This window comes from Arcobacter sp. CECT 8983, from assembly GCF_004118855.1.
Lineage (GTDB): Bacteria > Campylobacterota > Campylobacteria > Campylobacterales > Arcobacteraceae > Halarcobacter.
Genome location: NZ_PDKF01000004.1, coordinates 683,027 through 701,991 on the forward strand (window position 1 = coordinate 683,027; position 18,965 = coordinate 701,991).

21 protein-coding genes and 1 tRNA gene are annotated in these 18,965 nt (G+C 25.5%); 18 read left to right on the forward strand and 4 right to left on the reverse strand.

Translation table 11 applies throughout. The features are described 5' to 3' along the window. The first annotated feature begins 31 nt into the window (after positions 1 to 31). The 8 genes from CRV01_RS06375 (at position 32) to CRV01_RS13720 (ending at position 10,292) form a co-directional block, all read left to right on the forward strand. On the forward strand, positions 32 to 985 hold the full coding sequence (locus CRV01_RS06375) for a hypothetical protein (protein WP_129007344.1): 954 nt from the start codon (positions 32 to 34) through the stop codon (positions 983 to 985). A gap of 13 nt (positions 986 to 998) precedes the next feature. Beyond that, entirely contained in the window at positions 999 to 2,147 is a 1,149-nt protein-coding gene (locus CRV01_RS06380; protein ID WP_129007345.1) for a hypothetical protein, read from the forward strand. A 15-nt stretch (positions 2,148 to 2,162) separates the two neighbouring features. Continuing rightward, on the forward strand, positions 2,163 to 2,897 hold the full coding sequence (locus CRV01_RS06385) for a hypothetical protein (protein ID WP_129007346.1): 735 nt from the start codon (positions 2,163 to 2,165) through the stop codon (positions 2,895 to 2,897). Further along, positions 2,897 to 6,220: a TolC family protein gene (locus CRV01_RS06390; protein ID WP_129007347.1), complete on the forward strand. Its 3,324-nt coding sequence runs from the start codon at positions 2,897 to 2,899 to the stop codon at positions 6,218 to 6,220. The genes CRV01_RS06385 and CRV01_RS06390 overlap by 1 nt, the downstream gene beginning before the upstream one ends. Next, positions 6,217 to 8,436: an EAL domain-containing protein gene (locus CRV01_RS06395; protein ID WP_129007348.1), complete on the forward strand. Its 2,220-nt coding sequence runs from the start codon at positions 6,217 to 6,219 to the stop codon at positions 8,434 to 8,436. Before CRV01_RS06390 ends, CRV01_RS06395 begins: the two co-directional genes overlap by 4 nt. 8 nt (positions 8,437 to 8,444) lie before the next feature. Continuing rightward, on the forward strand, positions 8,445 to 9,245 hold the full coding sequence (locus tag CRV01_RS06400) for a hypothetical protein (protein ID WP_129007349.1): 801 nt from the start codon (positions 8,445 to 8,447) through the stop codon (positions 9,243 to 9,245). Next, positions 9,229 to 10,170 carry a tetratricopeptide repeat protein gene (locus CRV01_RS06405; RefSeq protein ID WP_164970021.1) on the forward strand — a complete coding sequence of 314 codons (942 nt, stop codon included), beginning with the start codon at positions 9,229 to 9,231 and terminating at the stop codon, positions 10,168 to 10,170. Before CRV01_RS06400 ends, CRV01_RS06405 begins: the two co-directional genes overlap by 17 nt. 46 nt (positions 10,171 to 10,216) lie before the next feature. Beyond that, positions 10,217 to 10,292: transfer RNA gene (locus CRV01_RS13720), tRNA-Glu, on the forward strand. Positions 10,293 to 10,360: 68 nt separating this feature from the next. Here CRV01_RS13720 and CRV01_RS06410 read toward each other — a convergent pair. Then, a complete protein-coding gene (locus tag CRV01_RS06410) occupies positions 10,361 to 11,089 on the reverse strand; it encodes a hypothetical protein (RefSeq protein ID WP_129007351.1) in 729 nt (242 codons plus the stop codon). Positions 11,090 to 11,261: 172 nt separating this feature from the next. Between CRV01_RS06410 and CRV01_RS06415 the strand changes: the two genes are divergently transcribed. From CRV01_RS06415 to CRV01_RS06455, 10 genes are all read left to right on the forward strand, one after another. After that, positions 11,262 to 11,504, forward strand: coding sequence for a helix-turn-helix domain-containing protein (locus CRV01_RS06415; RefSeq protein WP_129007352.1), 243 nt, complete (start codon positions 11,262 to 11,264; stop codon positions 11,502 to 11,504). 121 nt (positions 11,505 to 11,625) lie between these two features. Further along, complete coding sequence (locus tag CRV01_RS06420; protein ID WP_129007353.1) at positions 11,626 to 12,219, forward strand: hypothetical protein; 594 nt, start codon at positions 11,626 to 11,628, stop codon at positions 12,217 to 12,219. Between the two features lie 10 nt (positions 12,220 to 12,229). After that, the gene (locus tag CRV01_RS13850; protein WP_258238331.1) at positions 12,230 to 12,358 is read left to right on the forward strand and encodes a hypothetical protein; all 129 of its coding nucleotides are present in this window, start codon (positions 12,230 to 12,232) and stop codon (positions 12,356 to 12,358) included. Between the two features lies 1 nt (position 12,359). After that, complete coding sequence (locus CRV01_RS06425) at positions 12,360 to 12,602, forward strand: hypothetical protein (RefSeq protein ID WP_129007354.1); 243 nt, start codon at positions 12,360 to 12,362, stop codon at positions 12,600 to 12,602. Then, entirely contained in the window at positions 12,595 to 13,611 is a 1,017-nt protein-coding gene (locus CRV01_RS06430) for a type IV secretion system protein (RefSeq protein ID WP_164970022.1), read from the forward strand. Before CRV01_RS06425 ends, CRV01_RS06430 begins: the two co-directional genes overlap by 8 nt. Beyond that, a complete protein-coding gene (locus tag CRV01_RS06435; RefSeq protein ID WP_129007356.1) occupies positions 13,611 to 13,841 on the forward strand; it encodes a hypothetical protein in 231 nt (76 codons plus the stop codon). Before CRV01_RS06430 ends, CRV01_RS06435 begins: the two co-directional genes overlap by 1 nt. 45 nt (positions 13,842 to 13,886) lie before the next feature. Then, positions 13,887 to 14,240 (forward strand): hypothetical protein, encoded by a 354-nt coding sequence (locus CRV01_RS06440; RefSeq protein ID WP_129007357.1) that lies wholly within the window; start codon positions 13,887 to 13,889, stop codon positions 14,238 to 14,240. Positions 14,241 to 14,380: 140 nt separating this feature from the next. Beyond that, positions 14,381 to 15,829, forward strand: a complete 1,449-nt coding sequence (locus CRV01_RS06445; RefSeq protein ID WP_129007358.1) for a hypothetical protein — start codon at positions 14,381 to 14,383, stop codon at positions 15,827 to 15,829. A 126-nt stretch (positions 15,830 to 15,955) separates the two neighbouring features. Then, a complete protein-coding gene (locus tag CRV01_RS06450; RefSeq protein WP_129007359.1) occupies positions 15,956 to 16,195 on the forward strand; it encodes a hypothetical protein in 240 nt (79 codons plus the stop codon). Positions 16,196 to 16,207: 12 nt separating this feature from the next. Further along, positions 16,208 to 16,738 carry a hypothetical protein gene (locus CRV01_RS06455; protein ID WP_129007360.1) on the forward strand — a complete coding sequence of 177 codons (531 nt, stop codon included), beginning with the start codon at positions 16,208 to 16,210 and terminating at the stop codon, positions 16,736 to 16,738. A 136-nt stretch (positions 16,739 to 16,874) separates the two neighbouring features. Here the strand turns inward: CRV01_RS06455 and CRV01_RS06460 are convergent, their stop codons facing one another. From CRV01_RS06460 to CRV01_RS06470, 3 genes are all read right to left on the reverse strand, one after another. Beyond that, the gene (locus CRV01_RS06460; RefSeq protein ID WP_129007361.1) at positions 16,875 to 17,210 is read right to left on the reverse strand and encodes a hypothetical protein; all 336 of its coding nucleotides are present in this window, start codon (positions 17,208 to 17,210) and stop codon (positions 16,875 to 16,877) included. Between the two features lies 1 nt (position 17,211). After that, complete coding sequence (locus CRV01_RS06465; protein WP_129007362.1) at positions 17,212 to 18,072, reverse strand: hypothetical protein; 861 nt, start codon at positions 18,070 to 18,072, stop codon at positions 17,212 to 17,214. Positions 18,073 to 18,380: 308 nt separating this feature from the next. Beyond that, positions 18,381 to 18,914 (reverse strand): hypothetical protein, encoded by a 534-nt coding sequence (locus tag CRV01_RS06470; protein ID WP_129007363.1) that lies wholly within the window; start codon positions 18,912 to 18,914, stop codon positions 18,381 to 18,383. Positions 18,915 to 18,965: the final 51 nt, after the last annotated feature.

Genomic DNA, 18,965 nt, shown 5'->3' on the forward strand with positions numbered 1-18,965 from the left:
ATAATTAATAATATATTTTAAGGGCTAGTTAATGTTTAGTTTTTTTAAGTTCTTGCAGAAATTTTTTAAAGATTTAAAGAGTAATAAGGGTTTATGGTTTACAACTTTAGCTGTAATATCAGTTACAGGTATCTTTTTATGTTTGTATATTTTAACAAATATGACAGAGTCAGTTTCTAAAGAAGTATATGAAAATATTTCTAAAAACTATAGTAAAAACTATAAAAATAGAGTTCTTAAAAAAGAAGAAAACTTAAAGAAAATTATACTTTCTTTAAAATCAAATGAAGAACTTATAACTAATATTGAAAATAACAATCTTGTTACAGTAGGTGATGAAATCACACTATTTAATGATACTTTTAAAAAGACAGGTTTCACAAAAACACAATTAAGTTTTTATCCTGTAATTAATCAAGTTAACCAATATAGAAATAGTATAAATACAGTAATAAATTCAAAAAATAGAATTTTTGGGTTAGAGGTACTTCTTGATGGTATTTTTTATGTTTATATTGAACCATTAATTAAAGATGATAAATTAATAGGTATTTTAGAATTAAAAGAAGAAGTACATAGCTTTAAAGCAGAGTATTTAAAAGATGATTTGATTTTTATGTTTTTACTTGAAGAAAGAATGTTAAATAAATTATCAATTGCAACTAGAGGAGATAACTATAGAGAGGTTATTGACTCTGTTTATGTAGAATCAGCAAAATATGATAATCAATTTTTCGGGAAAATTATTGAAGCTGGAAAAGATGAATATAATCAAATGATTGAAAGAGGATATTCTGTTGATGATACTTATTTCCGTTCTGCACAAAAAGTATCTGATATAAATGGTAATATAATTGGTTTAGTTTTAATTGGTGAAACAGCTGAGGGAAGTGGTTCTTTTGTTAATATTGTTGATGATATGACAAAGACTGTTACAACAGTTGCACTTGGTTTAGTAATCTCAATTTTACTATTTATGTTTTAAGCAAAGGTAGTAGATGAGACGTATTAAAATATTAAAGATTTATTTCATTTTTCTATTATTTTTAGTTTTTCTAATTTTTTCAAATATACAACTAATCACAACATTCTTTATGGCGACATTAACATTTAATATCGCTATTTTAACAATATTTTCAATTGGATTACTAATACTTTATCAAGCAGCAATAAAATTAACTATGCTTTCTGGTACTTTTGGTATTTTAGCTTATAAAAAAGGAAAAGCTTTAGAGTTTTATTTAAATGGAATTACTGGAGTTTTCCCTGCAACTATTGCACATATGTTTAATAAAAGAGCAAAAAAAGGTGTTTTATACTTTACTCAAAATGAAGCAAAAGATGTAAGTGAATGGTTAGGAGAACAGTTTTTTAATCAAAAAGGTTATACAAACTTTTTCGTTGGTACTTCACTTATGTTAGGTCTTTTTGGTACTTTTACAGGTCTTTTAGTTGCTATTGATGAAATGGGAGCAATTATTTTATCTTTTGGTGGAGATGACATAGATATTGGTGAAGTAATGACTAAGTTTTCTGGACCATTAGGTGGTATGTCTATTGGGTTTGCTTCTTCATTATTTGGTGTTGCATCAGCTGTTATTTTAAATGTAATGCAATATATTCTTACTAGAAATCAAGCTGCATTTATGCATGATGTTGAAGATTGGATGAAAGGTAAAATCATTGAGTCTCAAAGTTCTGATATGCTTGAAAGTTTACAAGGTTCTGAAATTGGTGGTTTATTAAAAGCTTCTCAACCTTCTTCTTCTGAACCAAATTTATTAAGTGCAGGTTTCTTAGATGTCTTTGTAGATACAATGGGTGATTTTACTGAGAAATTAGATAAGTCGAATAAAGCATCAGAAGACTTACATAAACTTATTAGTCAAAATATTGCACAATCAAGTAGAACCTCTGAAAAAGAGTCAGTATTACTTGAAAGTATTGTAAATAACTTAAGAGAATTAAATGTTAATCAATTCTCAAATGCTTCTATGATGGAAGAGTCATTACAAGAAATTTCAAATGTGATCTTAGCTGAACATAGATCTGTTAAGAAGAATTTATCTTTACAAGAAGAGAATAATAAACTATTAAAAGAGTTAATCAATAGAATTGAAAAACTTGAATCAAATGAAAATAAGTAGTTAGGTTTAATATAAATGGCAAAAAGATGTGAAGACGAGTTTAACCCATGGCCATCATTCGTTGATATTTTTTCATCGGTTATTCTTGTAATGCTTTTATTTTTATTAGTTGTATTAGTAAACTTAGGTTATTACGCACAATTTAAATATAAAGTTTCATATACAGGAACTATTGCAACAGATGACTTGATAGTTAATGATAATCCAAGTGATGGTACAACAAAATTATATCAAGAAAGTCAAGCACAACCTAACAAAAACGTATCAATGATGCAAAAAGAGATTATAAGACTTAGAAGAATTGTTGAAGAAAAAACAGTTAAAGCAAAAGAAAAAGAAGAGTCTGAAATAGAACACGGTGGAATTGATGTGGCTGATAGAGATGACACAGATGAACCATCAAAACAGACTTTAATCAACTCAGATGATTATTATATTGTAACTTTTAAAGGAAATGAGATCTTTTTTGACACAGCAATTATTAAAGAACTTAAAAACTTTATTCTTGAAAGTAAAAAGAAGTATGGAAATAATCATAAAATCATGATTAATGCTGCTGATGTACAAGGACAAGCAAGTGCTACTGTTGCAAAACAAATATCTCTAGCTAGATCAATTGGTGCAAGAAACTTAATTAGAAAATTTGGTTATGAGAAAAAAGATGTAAGGATTGATTTATTGTCAAATACAGATGTTAAAGAAGAAATCAACAAACAAAATGGTTATCTTGTAATTAGGATAAAAAGATAATGAAAAGTATTGTTGTTAATTGCTTTATAATTTTAATATTGTCTTCTTCATCTTTATTTGCACAAGATGAAAATGATCCAGCACTTTTAGTAAATGAGAATAAAAAACTTTTAAAAGAAAATAATCTTAATCAAAAAGAAGGGAAAAAAGACTCTTTAGAAGCAGTTGCAAAAGATAACTTAAATACAGTAACAAATATTACAGAAAAGAAAAGCAATAAAAAAGTAAAAGGTGTAGATACTTCTGTTTATACTAAAGTAAAACTTATTGATGCAGTTTTAGAAACTTTAGCACAAAGTGAGATTTTAAAATCATCAAGGGAAAATGTAATTCAATATGAATTAAAACTTAAAAATGCTATGGCAGAGTATTATCCTACCGTTGATTTTGAATATGTTAGAGGTAGAACAAGAAGTAAACCTAATGATGAAGATGAATTAGCAAAGTTTAAATTTTTTAATGATGAATACTATAAATTTGTGCTTAGACAAAATCTATACTCTGGTGGCTCAACAAGTTATATGGTTAAAAGTGTTGCAAAGAAATTTGAAGTAGCCAAAAATCAATATAAGATAAAACTTGATAGTGAAATAAAAAAAGCAATAAAAGCATATTTTGATGTAGTATTTGCAAATCGTTCTGTTATGGTAAATGAACGAAATATGAAAAAACTAAACAAAATATTAGAGATTGTAACTATTAAGTATGATAATGGAGCAGCTTCAATTGGGGATTTAACATCAATAAAAGCTAATGTTGCAAATGCAATGACAAAGCTTGTAAAAGTAAAATCTAAATTTGTAGAAGCACTTAGATATTATGAATATATAGTTGGAACTAGATTTGAAAAGACACTGCCTTTTGAAAAGAATTTTGATATTAAAATTGATGATTTTGATAAGTTATATAAAAGAGCATTGGAAAACAATAAAAACTTAATAAACTACTATGAAACAATCCAATCTGAAAAGTTCAAGCATAAAAGTATAAGAGGAAAGTTTGAACCAAAAGTAGATTTTGAATTATCTTATAAAGAGTCTATGCAAGGTGAAGATATTGAAGAAGAACATGAACAAGATGTAAATGGTAAAATTAGAGTAACTTATAACTTATTTAACGGTGGAAGAGATAAGAATAAAGTATTAGAAATCAATAGTCAAATTAGAGATTTAAACTATAGATTAGAAGAAGAAAAGAAAAAGATGAAGTGGAATTTATCTAAAGTTCATACTTCTATTACAACAGTAAGTGATGCTTTAAAAAGTACAATTGAGGAAGTTGTAGCTTCTAGAAAAATGGTATCATCATATTGGGAAGCCTTTAAACTTGGAGAACAAGATTTACAAGCCTTGTTACAAGGACAAAAGCAATTAAATGCGGCAGAAACAGAAGTTGTTAAATTTGAAAAAGATCAAGTAAATGATTTCTTCTCTATTTTAGAAATTACTGGTGATTTATCTGCATTTTTTGATGTAGATCCAGAAAACCCTAAGTTTATTGATTTTTCAAAAAGTGATTATAAAAAAACTGTAATAGCAAAAGATGGTCAAAAAATCTCATTAAATTTAGAAAAAAAAGAAGATAAACCTAAAAAAGAAAAAATAAAAGAAGAAAAACCAAAAGAGATAGATATTCCAGAGCTTTCTTTTGAAGATAAAATCAATAACTATATTAAAGAATTTGATAATTTTGATGATGAAAGTTATATGATAAAAATAGGAGATTTTAAAAACATATATGAATCATTTGCTTTTATCAAAAATAAAAACATTAGCGACAACTCTTTTTCATTTGATGTTTTAGATAATTTAAAGATTAAAAATATAATAGTTCATAATAATTTCAAAGATGAAAATCTGGCAAAAGAGTATATTTCAAAATTCAAAAAAGATAATGATATTGATAAAGAAGTTTCACTTATAAAAGTAAAAGAGATTAAATCTTTGTATAACAGTTATTTAGCTGGCTTAGAGATAAAAAAACCAAAAGCAAAAGTTAAAATCGTAGAGAAAGTTAGACAAGAAAAAAAGAAAAAAGAGTTTTCAATTAATGAAGCCTTTAAACAAAAGTTTTTGAATTCAGATGAAAACTTCTATACAATAAATGTTGCTTCTTTTTCTAATAAAAAAGAGTTAGAAGACTTCATATTAGCAAATAATCTTTATGAAAAATCATTTTTCTTTAAATATTTTAGTTCGGTAGAACTATATAAATTAGTTGTGGGTATATATTCTTCTTATGAAAATATTGAAAATGATATAAATGAATTGGTATTAAATAATAAAGGAATTTTCCCTGTTGTTGAAAAAATTGAAAATATAAAAACACAATTTAAAGATAATATTGATTTAAATATTCAAGAAAAAAAAGATAAAGAGTATGAATATATTTCGTTAAAAGAGTTAGAAAAACAAAAGAAAAAAGAAGAAGAGAAAAGAAAAGAAGAAGAAAAACTACGAAACTCTATTTTAAATAAACAAGAAAAAAAAGCTAAACTTGAAGCAGAGCAAAAGGCTAAAGAAGAAGCTGAAAAGTTAGAAAAAGAAAGACTGAAAAAAGAAGAGCTTGAAAGACAAAGAGTAGAAGAAGAACTTTTAAAAAAAGAAAAAGAATTAGCTAAAAAAAGAAAATTAGCCCAAGAAAAAGCTAAACTTGAAGCAGAGCAGAAAGCAAAATTAGAGGCTGAACAAAAGGCTAAACTTGAAGCAGAACAAAAAGCAAAAGAAGAAGCTGAAAAGTTAGAAAAAGAAAGATTGAAAAAAGAAGAACTTGAAAGACAAAGAGTAGAAGAAGAACTTATAAAAAAAGAAAAAGAATTAGCTAAAAAAAGAAAATTAGCCGAAGAAAAAGCTAAACTTGAAGCAGAGCAGAAAGCAAAATTAGAGGCTGAACAAAAGGCTAAAGAAGAAGTTCAACAAAATGTTGAAGAAATAAAACTTGTGGAACAAAAGGCTATAGTAGATAATAATAGTATTGAAAATAATTCACCAATAAAAGAGATTGACTTATCTGGTGAAAAGAAAGAAAAAAGAGAAATAATTCCTTATAAAAAAAGAGTAAAAATTTTTGAAAAAGAGTTTTTAAATGCAGATGCTAATAAATATACCTTATATCTAACAACCATCAAACCAGAAGAATTATCGTGGTATAGAAAAAGATTTGCTTTAGCGCCATCTCATTTTGTAAAAACACAAGCAGATAAAACAAAAATATATTTTGGTATCTTTGACACAAAAGAAGAGGCTTTACAAAAAGTAGATTATTTGCATCCTAAGATATTTGAATCAAATCCTACTCCTATATTAATAGGAAGTGTTAGATGAAAAGAATTTTAGATAAATTTGAAAGACCAAAAATTAAAAATCTTGGTAAATTTATTGATACTAGTTCATCTAATACAACTATTATCTTAAGTTTCTTTGCTCTTGTTTTCTTTATAACTTCATATTTATTTTTCAAAGAACATAAAACAAAACTTTTAGAACAAAGGGTTACGGCTTATCATTTAAATATAGATTATTTTAATTCAAAGCTTGAAAAAAATTTAATTAATCATAATGTTTCTCAAATCGAAAAAGAACTACAAAGTTTATACAACACTGGTTTATTTGAATCAATGATTCTTCAAAATAAGAAATATGTTTTTAATAAAAATACTTTAATAAATAATACTGCTGATTTTGATGATAAATCTTGGAATCTAGCAGATGTAATAGTAGATATTAGAAACGGTACAATAAGAAAAATTGAAAACACTTCTTTATATAGGTTTTATCCTTCTGCCAGATTTGATATTGAAGAAGCAGTAAAAATAAGATATCAACTATATAAAAATAGACAAATAAAGAGTTTTGTTACAGAATTAAATTTCTCTAATTTTGATATTGAAAAGAATTATAAACCAAAGAGTTCTTTTATTAGTTTAGATTTTAAATTACCTATTAAAAATGAAACAGTTGAACATGAAATAAAAGTAGATAATGAAACAATAGCAACAATAACTTATAAATTTAATCTAAAAGATTTACATCTTGAAATAAAAGATTTCCTTTTTAATCTAATTATTTTTAATATAGTTATGTTTTTACCTATTTTATTTGTTATAGGTTTTTATCATAGATTCTTATTTAAAAAACATGTTACAAATCCCGTTAATAACTTAAACAAATACTTAGATAGTATTTTAGCTGGTAAATTTTCTATGCTTGATAAAAAAGAGTATGAAGGTACAAAAGAAGTACAAGAACTAAGCAAAAAAGTATCTAAGATATCGGGAAAAATTGCATCATTGAAAAATGAGTTAAATATTAATAAAGAAACTTTAGAATTAAAAGCCTCTACAGATACTTTAACAGGTTTACCAAATAAGAATATTTTTGATTTTGATATTAAAAGTATGTATGTTTCGAGTATATCTGGTTATGTTTTTATTTTAAGAATCGAAAAACTAACTCAAATAAGTGAAAAATACGATTCAAGTTATATTAATAATTTTATTCAAAGTTATGTAAGTGTTGTAAAAAGAGTTATGGCTAGTATTCATAAAACTGATATTAGGTTATATAGATTTTATGGTTCAAAGTTTGCAATTATTGCAAAAAATATTGATATGGAACAAGCTGTTAAATTGTGTGAAAATACAATAGAACAACTTCACACAAACCTAAAAGATATTTATGAAATACCAGATGATTTAGTTCAAATTGCAGGTACTTTTTTTGATATTTATGGAAGTGTTGATTCTTTATTAAAATCTACTGATAAAGCTTATGATATATCAAAGAAAAAAGGTAAAAACAATTATCATATAATTGCAGAAGAAGAGTTAGAAAAGAACTTTACACAATTAGACTCAAATGTTGTTGATATCATAGATAGAGCAGAATTTACTTTAGATTTTGTTTTAGACTCATATTCATTTGATGAGCCAGATAAAGTAATAATGAATGAAGCTGCTCCACAATTATATACTCGTGAAAATGAGAAATTACCAATAGGTTCATTTATATCTGTTGCAGAAAAACTTCAAATAGCTCATAAGTTTGATAAGCTTGTTATTGCAAAAACTATTGCTCATATAAGAGGAAATGATTTAGAACATGCAGTTGCTATTAATCTTTCTATGAGTTCAATAAATGATCAAAGTTTTATGCAATGGCTTGAAACAGTACTTCAAGCAAATAAAGATATCCTTGATAAAATAGTATTTAGTATAACTTCATATACAGCATATCTAAATAAAGAAACTTTTGTTATGTTTGTAAGAAATATACATGATATTGGAGCAAACATCATTCTTAAAAGATATAAAACTGATGAATATCCATTAGAAGAATTAGAAGGTTTACAAATAGATTATTTAAGAATGCATCAAGATTATACAACAAACTTTGCCAATGATATGGTTAAAAAACATAAAGTTAAAAATATTCTAATTTTTGCAGAGTTAAATAATATTCATGTAATTGCTGATAGTGTTAAGTTAGAATCAGATTATGATTTATTAGAACGATTAGGCACATATGCTACAAGTAGATAGGAAAAATAATGTATAAATATTTATTAATTTTTGTTTTAACTTTTTTCACTGGATGTTTTAGTAATAAAAATCTTTCTGTTGATGTAGAAAAAAAAGATGAAAGAAATAGTACAAAAAGAGTTTATAAAGATATCTCTAAAGACGCGATTTTTGAAGCTGCAAAAAGAACATTTATTTTAACTGGTGGATTAGAATTTAGAATAGATTCGTACAGAGATTCCATAATTGTTTCAAAAACAAAACTTTCTCATTATCCTTTTTATACAAATGTTTCAGAAGATAGATGGCAAATTTCTATTGAAGAGAAAGATAACTCTTCTTATGTAAAAGTTTTAGCAAAAAGAATAAATAATTTTGATGACAAAAATCCTATATATTTAAGTAGTAGTTTACATGAACTTTTATTTGATAGAATAGATTTTTATTTAGGATTAAAAGATAACTGGAGTAGTTGTTTAGTTGATTTTTCTTTAGATGATGCTCTTTGTGATATTATTGATTTAAAATTTTATTCAAACCCTACCAAAGAAGATGTTTTAAAAAATATTTATATTTCACAAAGAAAACCTAGTAAAAAACTAATTGATACAAAAGATATTCTACTTGATGATATTTCTTTTTCAGTTGATGAACAATCTGAAGATATTTTATCACAAGAAGATAATATTGATACAAGCTCAGAGACAAGAGAATTTGATGCAGAAATTTTAGAACTAGATAAAAAAATTAATAGAAATTTAGATAAAACTTTAGATAAAATAGATGATAGCCTTGAGGATAAAGAAGAAGCAAATGAGAGTAATAAATAAACTTTTACTTTTTTTTATTTTGAGTGTCTCTTTAAATGCAAACACCTTTGAAGAAGCAGAAAAATATCTAAATGAAAAGAACTATTCAAAAGCCTTAGAACTATTTACTGATTTAGCTTTGCACGAAGAGAATGCAAAAGCACAATATAATCTTGGAGTCATGAACTATAACGGACTTGGAACTAAACAGAATAAAGAACTTGCTTTTTTTTGGTATGAACAAGCCTCAACTAATGGAAACTTAGAAGCTACAAATAATTTAGCTTATATGTATTCAATTGGTGAAGTCGTAGAAAAAAATATAAAAAAAGCAAGAGAGTTATATGAACAAGCTGCAAATGAAGGTTATGCCTTAGCTCAATTAAATACTGCTATGTTTTATGAAAAAAACCCAACAAAAGAAAATCTAAAAAAAGCATTTAATTACTATGAAATGTCTGCAAAGCAAGGAGTTATAATGGCTCAAAATAATCTTGCTTCTATGTATTATTATGGAAAAGGTGTTAAAAAAGATATAGAAAAAGCTTTTTATTGGTACACAAAAGCTTCAAATGCCAATAATGAAGTAGCCTCTTATAATTTATCTATGATGTATCTAACAGGTGAATATGTACAAAGAGACTATGAAGTGGCAGTTTCTTTACTAGAAAAGTCTGTAAAAAAAGATTATAAAGTAGCAATTTTAAAACTTGCCGATATTTATCGAATAGGAAGTGTAGTAAGCCAAGATTATAAAAGAGCATTTTCTTTATATGAACAAGCTGCTAAGCAAAATAGCTTAAAAGCAATGTATTATCTTGGATTATTTTATTACAAAGGTTATGGCGTACTAAAGGATCTTGGTAAAGCAAAGCTATGGATGAAAAGAGCGGCTGATAGAGGACATGAAAGGTCAAAGAATTTTCTTGAGTTACATAAAATGTAATTAAAAGGTTTTTAAAGACTTTTTATATATAATTCCTATCTTTTTTGACCCCGTCGTCTAGTGGCCAAGGACGTCAGGATTTCCTCCTGAAGACGGATGTTCGAATCATCCTGGGGTCGCCAACTATTTTATGGGTTTTCTAGCTAATTTAAGTTTTAATAAAACTTATTGTTTCCCACCTATTTCCCACTTAGAATGGAATTTCTTGTTCTAATAAATATTCTTCATAAACTTCAAAAAAATCTTTTTTTTCAGGTTCTACAGAAGCATTTAATTGAATATCAAACTTACTTGTATCTATATCGTTTATTTTTTTGATTTGTTCTAGAGGGATATTTAATAGTTCCTTATTTTCATAAGGGGATATAACTCTTTTAAGTTTTTCATATTTTTTCTCTATCTTTCCATCTTCAAAAAAAGTATTGTAGAAAATAAAATCATTTTTTACTAAAGTTGATAATAGTATAAAAAACTCATGTTCTTTTGTACTAAAAATAGTATAAAACTCATGGAACTCTTTTGAAATAAATAATGTAGAATAATTTATTTCTTCTGCAATCTTTACAAGAGTAGCATGATAATCAAATAATAATACTAAAAAATCATCTTTAGCTGATAATCTCTCTAACTGGATAATTTCTTTTTTATATCTTGATAAAAAATCTAAGTAGAGTTTTTCGTTGTATGGGTTTTGTATAAAGTCAAATTGCAATGAAGTATATTTGTGAATTAATTCAGGTTCAACTAATGCAAAAAAATCATATTTAGATACAGTTTTTTTTTCTAAAAATTCTTCTAAATCATTACGACTGAAATATTTTTCAAGTAATTCAATAATTGGTCTATTTTCTTTTCTCCATTTTCCTACACCTTGTGGAGTCATTAAAAGTATCTTTGAAATTAATGTATTTGTTAACATTTAAGTTCCTAAATGAAATATTATTTCAATATTCTATAAAAAAAGAGCTTAAAAACAATAAAATAGAAATAATTTAATAAAATAAAAAGGTAAACAATATTACAATTTTATTAAATATTTTATAATAATAAGTTGCTAATAAAATATTATTTCAAAATGAAAGGAAAATGATATGACACTAGAAGAATTAAATTTAATGCTTGAACCTAAACTTAAAAATAAAATTTGTTTAAACCAAAGTCAAGTAAGTGATTTATTAGGCGTATCTCCCAGTACACTTAGTAATTGGAGAGCAGAAGGGGTTTCTCTTGCATATATGAAAGTAGGAAAAGGAACTAAGAATCGTATTTTATATAACAAAGTAAAGCTATTAGAATTTTTAAATAGTTCTGAGAATAATATAAAAGTAATTTAGACATCCACTTTTTTAAGAGTTTTGCCGAACGTCAAAAAAGTGGACTATCCCGTGTTTAGGACTTCTGCATTATAGTCTGTAAGTCCTTATGTATTATTGAAAATGTATAAAGGATTAATCATTGAAAATACGTGTTAAAAAGAAAGAAAGACAGTATGGACAAGTACATCATAATTTAGTATTTCATCCTAAAGTATCATTACAAGCAAAAGGTTTAGGAGCCTTATTTGAGTGTTATAGTGATGATTTTGAAGTAAGTATGGCTAGTTTAGAAATACATACTGGTTTACATAGAGATACAATTAGAAAGTATCTAAAAGAACTAGAAAAATACTTTTTTCTATTTAGAGTTCAGGTTATTAGAAATTGTAAGATGATTTGGTTTTTTGATTCTGAAAATTTAGAAATTAATTTTCTTATAGATGAGATAGAAAAGATACAAAAGAACCAAAAAATAAGATTTATCACCGCATATGAAATTTTCGCACCCGAAAAAATCGGCACCGAGAAATTAGCTACATATAATAATACTACTAATAGCACCCCTAACTTATCCAATTTAGATTATTTTCAAATGATGTATGAAGTACAACAACATAAAGAAAAAAAAGGGGGAAGTAGTAGTGATTACTATACTTCTAAAAATGGTTCTAAAAAGAAAAAACAGTTGACTTACAGTCCAAGAAAAATTAAACAAGATGAAATTGAGTTTTAAAGGTTGAATTATGAAGATATTTATTTTATACACAATGTTTGAAAAATTAATTTCATATTCAAACAGTTATGAGAGTGCATTAAAATCAGTTGGTTTAATAGATGAATTAGTAGTAAAAGTCATAGAAAAGGAAATATAAGATGGTAGTTAATTATTCACAATTTACAAAATTTGAACTTATATGTCGTGTGAAAGAGTTAGAAGTTTTATTAATAGATTTAAGAGATAAGTATGAGGAGATATTTAAAGAATATTTTGGAGAGACAGATGAATTTATAGAAAGTACATTTGCTGAAATGATGATAAATAATACTCTTTTCAAAGGGAAAATAGTAGATGGAAAACTTTCTATTGAGCGAGAACTAGGATTGAATGATGATTAATTTATTTCACTTAATAAATGGAATTTTTGAAAAAGCCACACAACAAATTACAAGGGGTATTTATGATGTAGGTGCTTCAATATTTAATAATGAGTTTTTTACAAGTGTATTCGCATTATTTATTCTTTATGTAGGCTTTTTGATCGCTTTTAGAAAAATACAAACAGAAGAACTAGCATATAAATTAGTTTGGACTATTTGTATATTCTCATTAGTTAAAGCATTTATGTATGATAGATATTATTACGAAATGTTAGTTTCCTTTTTAAACTTACCAATGTCGATATTTACAGAAATGATTTCAAGGGTTGTTCATTCAGCTAATAGTGATGCAGATATTGCTACTTTGATAAATGTTTTATATACGGCATCAGATAATCTTACTGAAACAATTTTAAAAGAGGCTGGCTGGTCTAATATAAGTGCTTATATTTATGGCTTTGTTGTTTGGGTTACTTCAACATTCTTAATTCTTATTATTTTACTAACAACAGTATTTAGTACATTTTTAGCTAAAGTCATTTTAGCTTTAGGAACTTTTATTGTTCCATTTATGCTTATTAAAAAGACAGAGTATATTTTCTATAGTTGGTGCAAGCTCTATATATCTGTTTCTCTTTATGTACCTTTTACAGTTTTATTTGGTCTTGTTGCAATTGAAACTGCAAATTTGACAATGAATATTTCAAAAACATTAGAGACTGACTTTAATAATAATATTCAATTAATTTTAGCCTTAGTGGTAGCACAAGCATTAACAATAGTTGCAATTTTTAAAATACCAAATATTATAAATCAAATTATAGGAAGTTCAAATGAGGGAAGTTCATTAACAAGTGGAGTAGGAACTGTATCAGCAGGAGCAACAGCAGTAGGAGCATTTTCTAAGTTTACAGGATTAAATTTTGTTAGTAAAGCTGCTCAATCAGGTGTAAGTAAAGCAAGTAGTTCAGTAGCTAAAAAGTCTGCTGAAAAATGGAATGATATTAGAGTAAAAGGTGGCAAGTGATGAGTAAATATTTATCTATGAATAAAAAAAAGATGATTGATGAAATAAAAGAGTATCAAAAAATGTTAAGGGAAGTACTTGATTTATATATTATGCTTCAAGAAATATATGTGAATGAAAAAGGAGGAAGGCTTGAAGATACTGAGGACATCGAAGAAAAACTAGAAGAAGATATTGAACAAATGAGTCTATTAACTAAAACATCTGAAAAGAAAAATAATAAAAGCTAAAAGAAGAGATTAAATTTCGCGAGCGAAAATAAAAAAGGAAATATTATGAAGAAAACAATTCTAAGTTTTAAAACAGTTATGCCAATACTTGATTCATATGGAGATAAATTTAAAAAAGAAGAAATAGAAGGTAAGACAATAAGAGCAACATTAGATTTTCTAGGATGGGGCAAATCTAAGAATTTATTTTTACTTTTTTCTACAAAAGATAAAAAGTTCAAAACCTTTGTTTTTCATCCACAGTATTCTACAAGAGATAAAAGCTTTTCGTTCAGAGATGAGGAACTTATAGGAGAAGAGTTTGAATTAAAAATGAAGATATCTAAAAGCTACTATTTAGATCTTGAATTTGCAAAATTAATAAAAGAAAATGAAAGGAGTACTTCCCCTTTTTTATAATATAAATTGAAAGCTTTATGCTTCAATTTTTAACCATATCCTGATAAGGTGCTAGTATGCAAACTATACCCTTTCGGGATTTAAATTTAAAATCTACCCACAAGGGCTTAGATTTCTTATAAAAAGGGGAGGGATTTTATATGGAACAAGAAGAAAACTTATTAGAACAAAAATTAAAAAGTACTCCAAAGCAAAAAGAGAAAATATTTAAATTAAAAGAAGAAAAAAACTTTAATAGTAGTTATTCAAATAGTAGTGGTAAAAGTAAATATACAAGTGGAAATGTATCTATTTATAAATCATCTTTTCATAGTCAAAAAGCAACTAAACATTCGTTAGAACATATGGAAAGAGAAAGTAAAGTTACATATCTTTTAGAACATGATTCTAGTGTCAATGATAATAAAATATATGAAGATATAGAAAAGTTTAAAAAAGAAGCTCCACAAATTTATAAAGAAAAAATTGGTCAAAAAATGCAGGCGACATCAAAAGCTAATTTAATAAAAGAAGCCGTACTTAATGTAAAGCCTGATAGTACACTTGGAGATATAGAAAGAACATTTAAAAACTTAAATGAAGAGTTTGGAGGACATTATATTTTAGCTAGTTCTATTCATAGAGATGAAGGCGTTTTTATTGATACAAAATATGATTTAAGAGACTTAGAATATGTTTCAAGTAATTTATCATGGAAATTAAGAGATACAGGCATAGATGTTACAGGTGAAGTAATTGATTTCGCACCCAATCGGAATATATATTTTAATAGTGAAAATAGTAATTGGTACTTTGATAAGGAGTTTAAAAATAAAGCAGATACTTCAAAATTCCAAAAAAAAATCAATTATCATGCTCATGTTTTATATTCTAATTTTGATAAGCAAACTGGAAAAACTGCAAGGCTTGATAGAACTGATTTAAGAAATCTTCAAACAATAGTAGCAGATTCTTTAGGGATGAGAAGAGGGCAAAGATATTCTAAAACTAAGAGAATGAATCATTGGCAGTTAAAAAGAGCTATTGACTCAAAAAGAACTTCTAACTTAAAAACTAAAGAATCACTAGCTAGATTAAAAGATTTAAAAAATCAAGTAAATGTAATAAGACAAGAACTGGAAGAAAATAAGTTTGATAGAAATAGCTATGCAGTTTTAGAGCAATTAAAAAAAGATTTAACGAAAGAGATTAAAAATAAAGAATTAACAATTAACGAACTGAGAAATAGGTTAGATGAATATAGAGTAGAAAATGAAAAGAGAAGAACTTCTATTGATGGAACAATACTTACAAAAACTGTAAAAGTAAAAGAAGGATTATTAAAATCTAAAGAGGTTAGAATTTATGATAATTTATCTGTTGAAGGCTATGTATTAAAAGCAAAACAGAAACAAAATAAGTTAGTATCTGAAAATGAAGACTTAAAACAAGAGAATAAAAAGCTTAATGATTTTGTGTATGAGTTAAGGCATCATTTTAAAGTATTTGAGTTAGATAAATTAAAAGAATCAATTAAAAGTAAAATACCAAAAGTTGATAAAAAAATAAATAATAAGAATAAATCTTTAAATAATGGCTATGAGCGTTAATAATAATTTTGTTAAAATAATAAAAGTAAAGATATATTCTTGATTTTATTATGATAATAAAATTTCGCCAGCGAAATATCTAACTAATTATACAACTTAAAAGCTAACATTTAAAAAAGGGAAGTGATGTTTAAAACTATTGCAATTTTATTAGATTATGCGATTTGGTATTCAACTATTAATGACTATCTTTATAATTTATTAGTAGCTCCTTATATGCATGAACCTTTTTTAAAGCAGTATTTATTAAATGTTTTGATTTTCTCTGCTATTGGATTATTTATATTTTTTAAAGTGAAGAAACTATTAGATTTTATCGCGTATGGAATATTAATTATTATATTTAAATTTAGAGAAGAAAAGTAAAAGGAAAAATGGATGAAAAGAATATTAGGAATTATTGGAGTGTCAGTACTTTTAGTTGGATGTGGAAATCCCAAAGAGGCAAATAATGAGAATTTTGAAAAGGTTGTTAATAAGTATTTATTAGAGAAAAAAGATAACTTAACTTGTACAAAAGTAGGAACAAGATTCCCAATAAAAGATGATTTTGGTATTTATGGAAATACATATAAAAAGTTTGTAGATTCTGGACTGATGAAAGTTGATGCAGAAGAGTATGAAACAAAAGACTTTCTAAGTGGAGAAATGAAAAAAAAGTATAAGAATTCATATGATTTAACAGAAAAAGGGAAAGAACATTTAAATAATGGGAAGTTTTGTTTTGGTACACCTGTAGTAACTAAAGTTATAAGTTTTACAGAACCAACTGCATTTATGGATAGAACAGTTAGTGAAATTAAATATACTTATAAATTAAATGATTTACCTAAATGGTTTAATTACAATGAAGATAGAAAAGGTAAGTTATTAGTGTTCTTGACTAATGAAGGTTGGGAGTATAAATAGATAAAAAGACTAAAAAAATCATTTAGTGATATAAATTTCAATTTAGTGATATTAGAATTTAGAAATATCACTAAATGAATGAAGAAAAATATTTTAAATAAAATTTCGCTGGCGAAAACATCTGATTGTTATTTACCTATAAATTATCGAGATATTGCCTTAAAATTTCTTTTGCTTCATAATAGTCAACGATTTCATCATTAAAAATTATTTTATAACCACCATGCTCTTCATGATATTTACCTGTTGAACTAATATTTCTCTCATGATTTAAGTCTGTATCAATATTAAATTTTTCAATTAAAGCATTAAATACTTCTTCTGTCATATTGTCAAGTTGAGTAGAAGAAAATACATAACCAGATTCTTCTTTACTATCAATAACATATCCTTGAGTTTCTAAGCAGTTTATAAAGATTTCAAATCCATCTTTTGTAAAAGCATCAAAGTGCTCTTTATTTAAATCATTCATTTTATTTTCCTTGTAAAAGTTCATTTATTTTTTTGTTAAATTCTTGTTTTGTTGATAAGTAATTAAATAAATATATTTGTGGATGTATAGTTTTCAATTTGCTATATCGTAATAAACTTTTTTTAAATATTAATTTTTTTAGATATTTTGATAGAGTAGTATCCTTTATTAATCTATCAACTGTCGCATTAATTAATTCATATTTTGAGTAGATAATTATTAAATAATAGAATGGGATATATAAAATAATTAAAAGAACAGGTAATAAAAAGCTTTTTAATGTACTTACTAAAAAGAAGTGAGTAGGATTATCTAATAATTCATTTATCGTGAAATATAATAAAAATCCTCCAAGTATTGATAATGTTGTATTTAATACTTTTTCATTAAGTTCAGAGCCTTCTTTAGATGGCCCTAGTTTTACTGCTGCTTGCATACCAACAATTAAAGTTGCTAAGGTAACTACACATAGTTCTACAATATAGTTAAAAGAATAAAAATTAACAATAAACTGAAAAATTGTAAGAATTTTAATATTATCCATAATGATTTTCTTTAAAAAATTATCTTTTGCAACTATTGCTCTATGATTTAGAATTAGTGCAAATGCAGTTAAAGACCAAATAATTGTATCTTTTAAAAGATATAGTTCCCAATAACCAATTTTAGCTAATAAAATAACCTCTAAAGATATGTATAAAGTAAATAATAAAATAGTGATAAAAATAGGTTTTGCAAAAAGTGTTCTAAGTAATAATTTAGTTTGATTAATTATTCCTCTATCTTCATCTTTATACAATGCATATGATAGAGCAAATATAATAATTGTAAGTGTTGCAAGTTCTCTATTATTGATATCCATTTTAATCCTTATATTACCTAATTATATAAGAATTTTAGAAATATTTATAATATATTGCAACTTGTAATATTTAATAAATCATTTAAATTAAATATCATAAGGAATAAGAATGAAGCTAACAACAGAAATTGAGTGTCCTAAATGTAAAAAAAAATTAAGATAAAAATTGAAGAAATGGTACCTAATATAAGTAAAAACTGTAATTCAGAGATTATTTTAATTCCTAATGATGGTAGAAAAATATAGAAATCATTTGATAATTTTGAAAAATCTATGAAAAAAAAGTTTAGATAAGAGATTATACAAAATTAAATTTTTATTAATACAGTATAAATGCAATATGAGGCTATTGTAAAAGCACTAAGAGAAGTTACTGTAAGAATTATTGAAATGGCATTTGATATATTACCTTTTGTGATTTTTTGATTACTATAAAATGCTTGTGTAAAATATGTTGTACCATAGGCACATGCTGAGAATAGAACACCTAGTACAAATATTAGAAGTGGAGTTGAAAGTGCATTTACATATATTTTTTCATTTTTCCCAATCAAGTTTGATATTAGAGTTAACATACTTATTGCTGCACCAGCATTAATAAAAAGAGCAGTTTTCATAGCATTTTGTCCACTTTGAATAACAGATTTTAGCATTTCAATAGATATATTTGATTGGTGTTGTAATCTTTCTTTTAGTAAATTATCTTTTTTTTCATTAGGAATTTGTTTGTTTGAATAGTCTATATAGTCTAGTAAATCATCTACATTAACAGATATTTGATTGTTTTCTTTTAAATTTATAAGCTCTTCTCGTAGTTTAGTAATTTGTTCAGTTTGTTTCATTTTATTTTTTTCCTTAATTTTAGTAAAGATATAGATTAATTCTTGATTGAG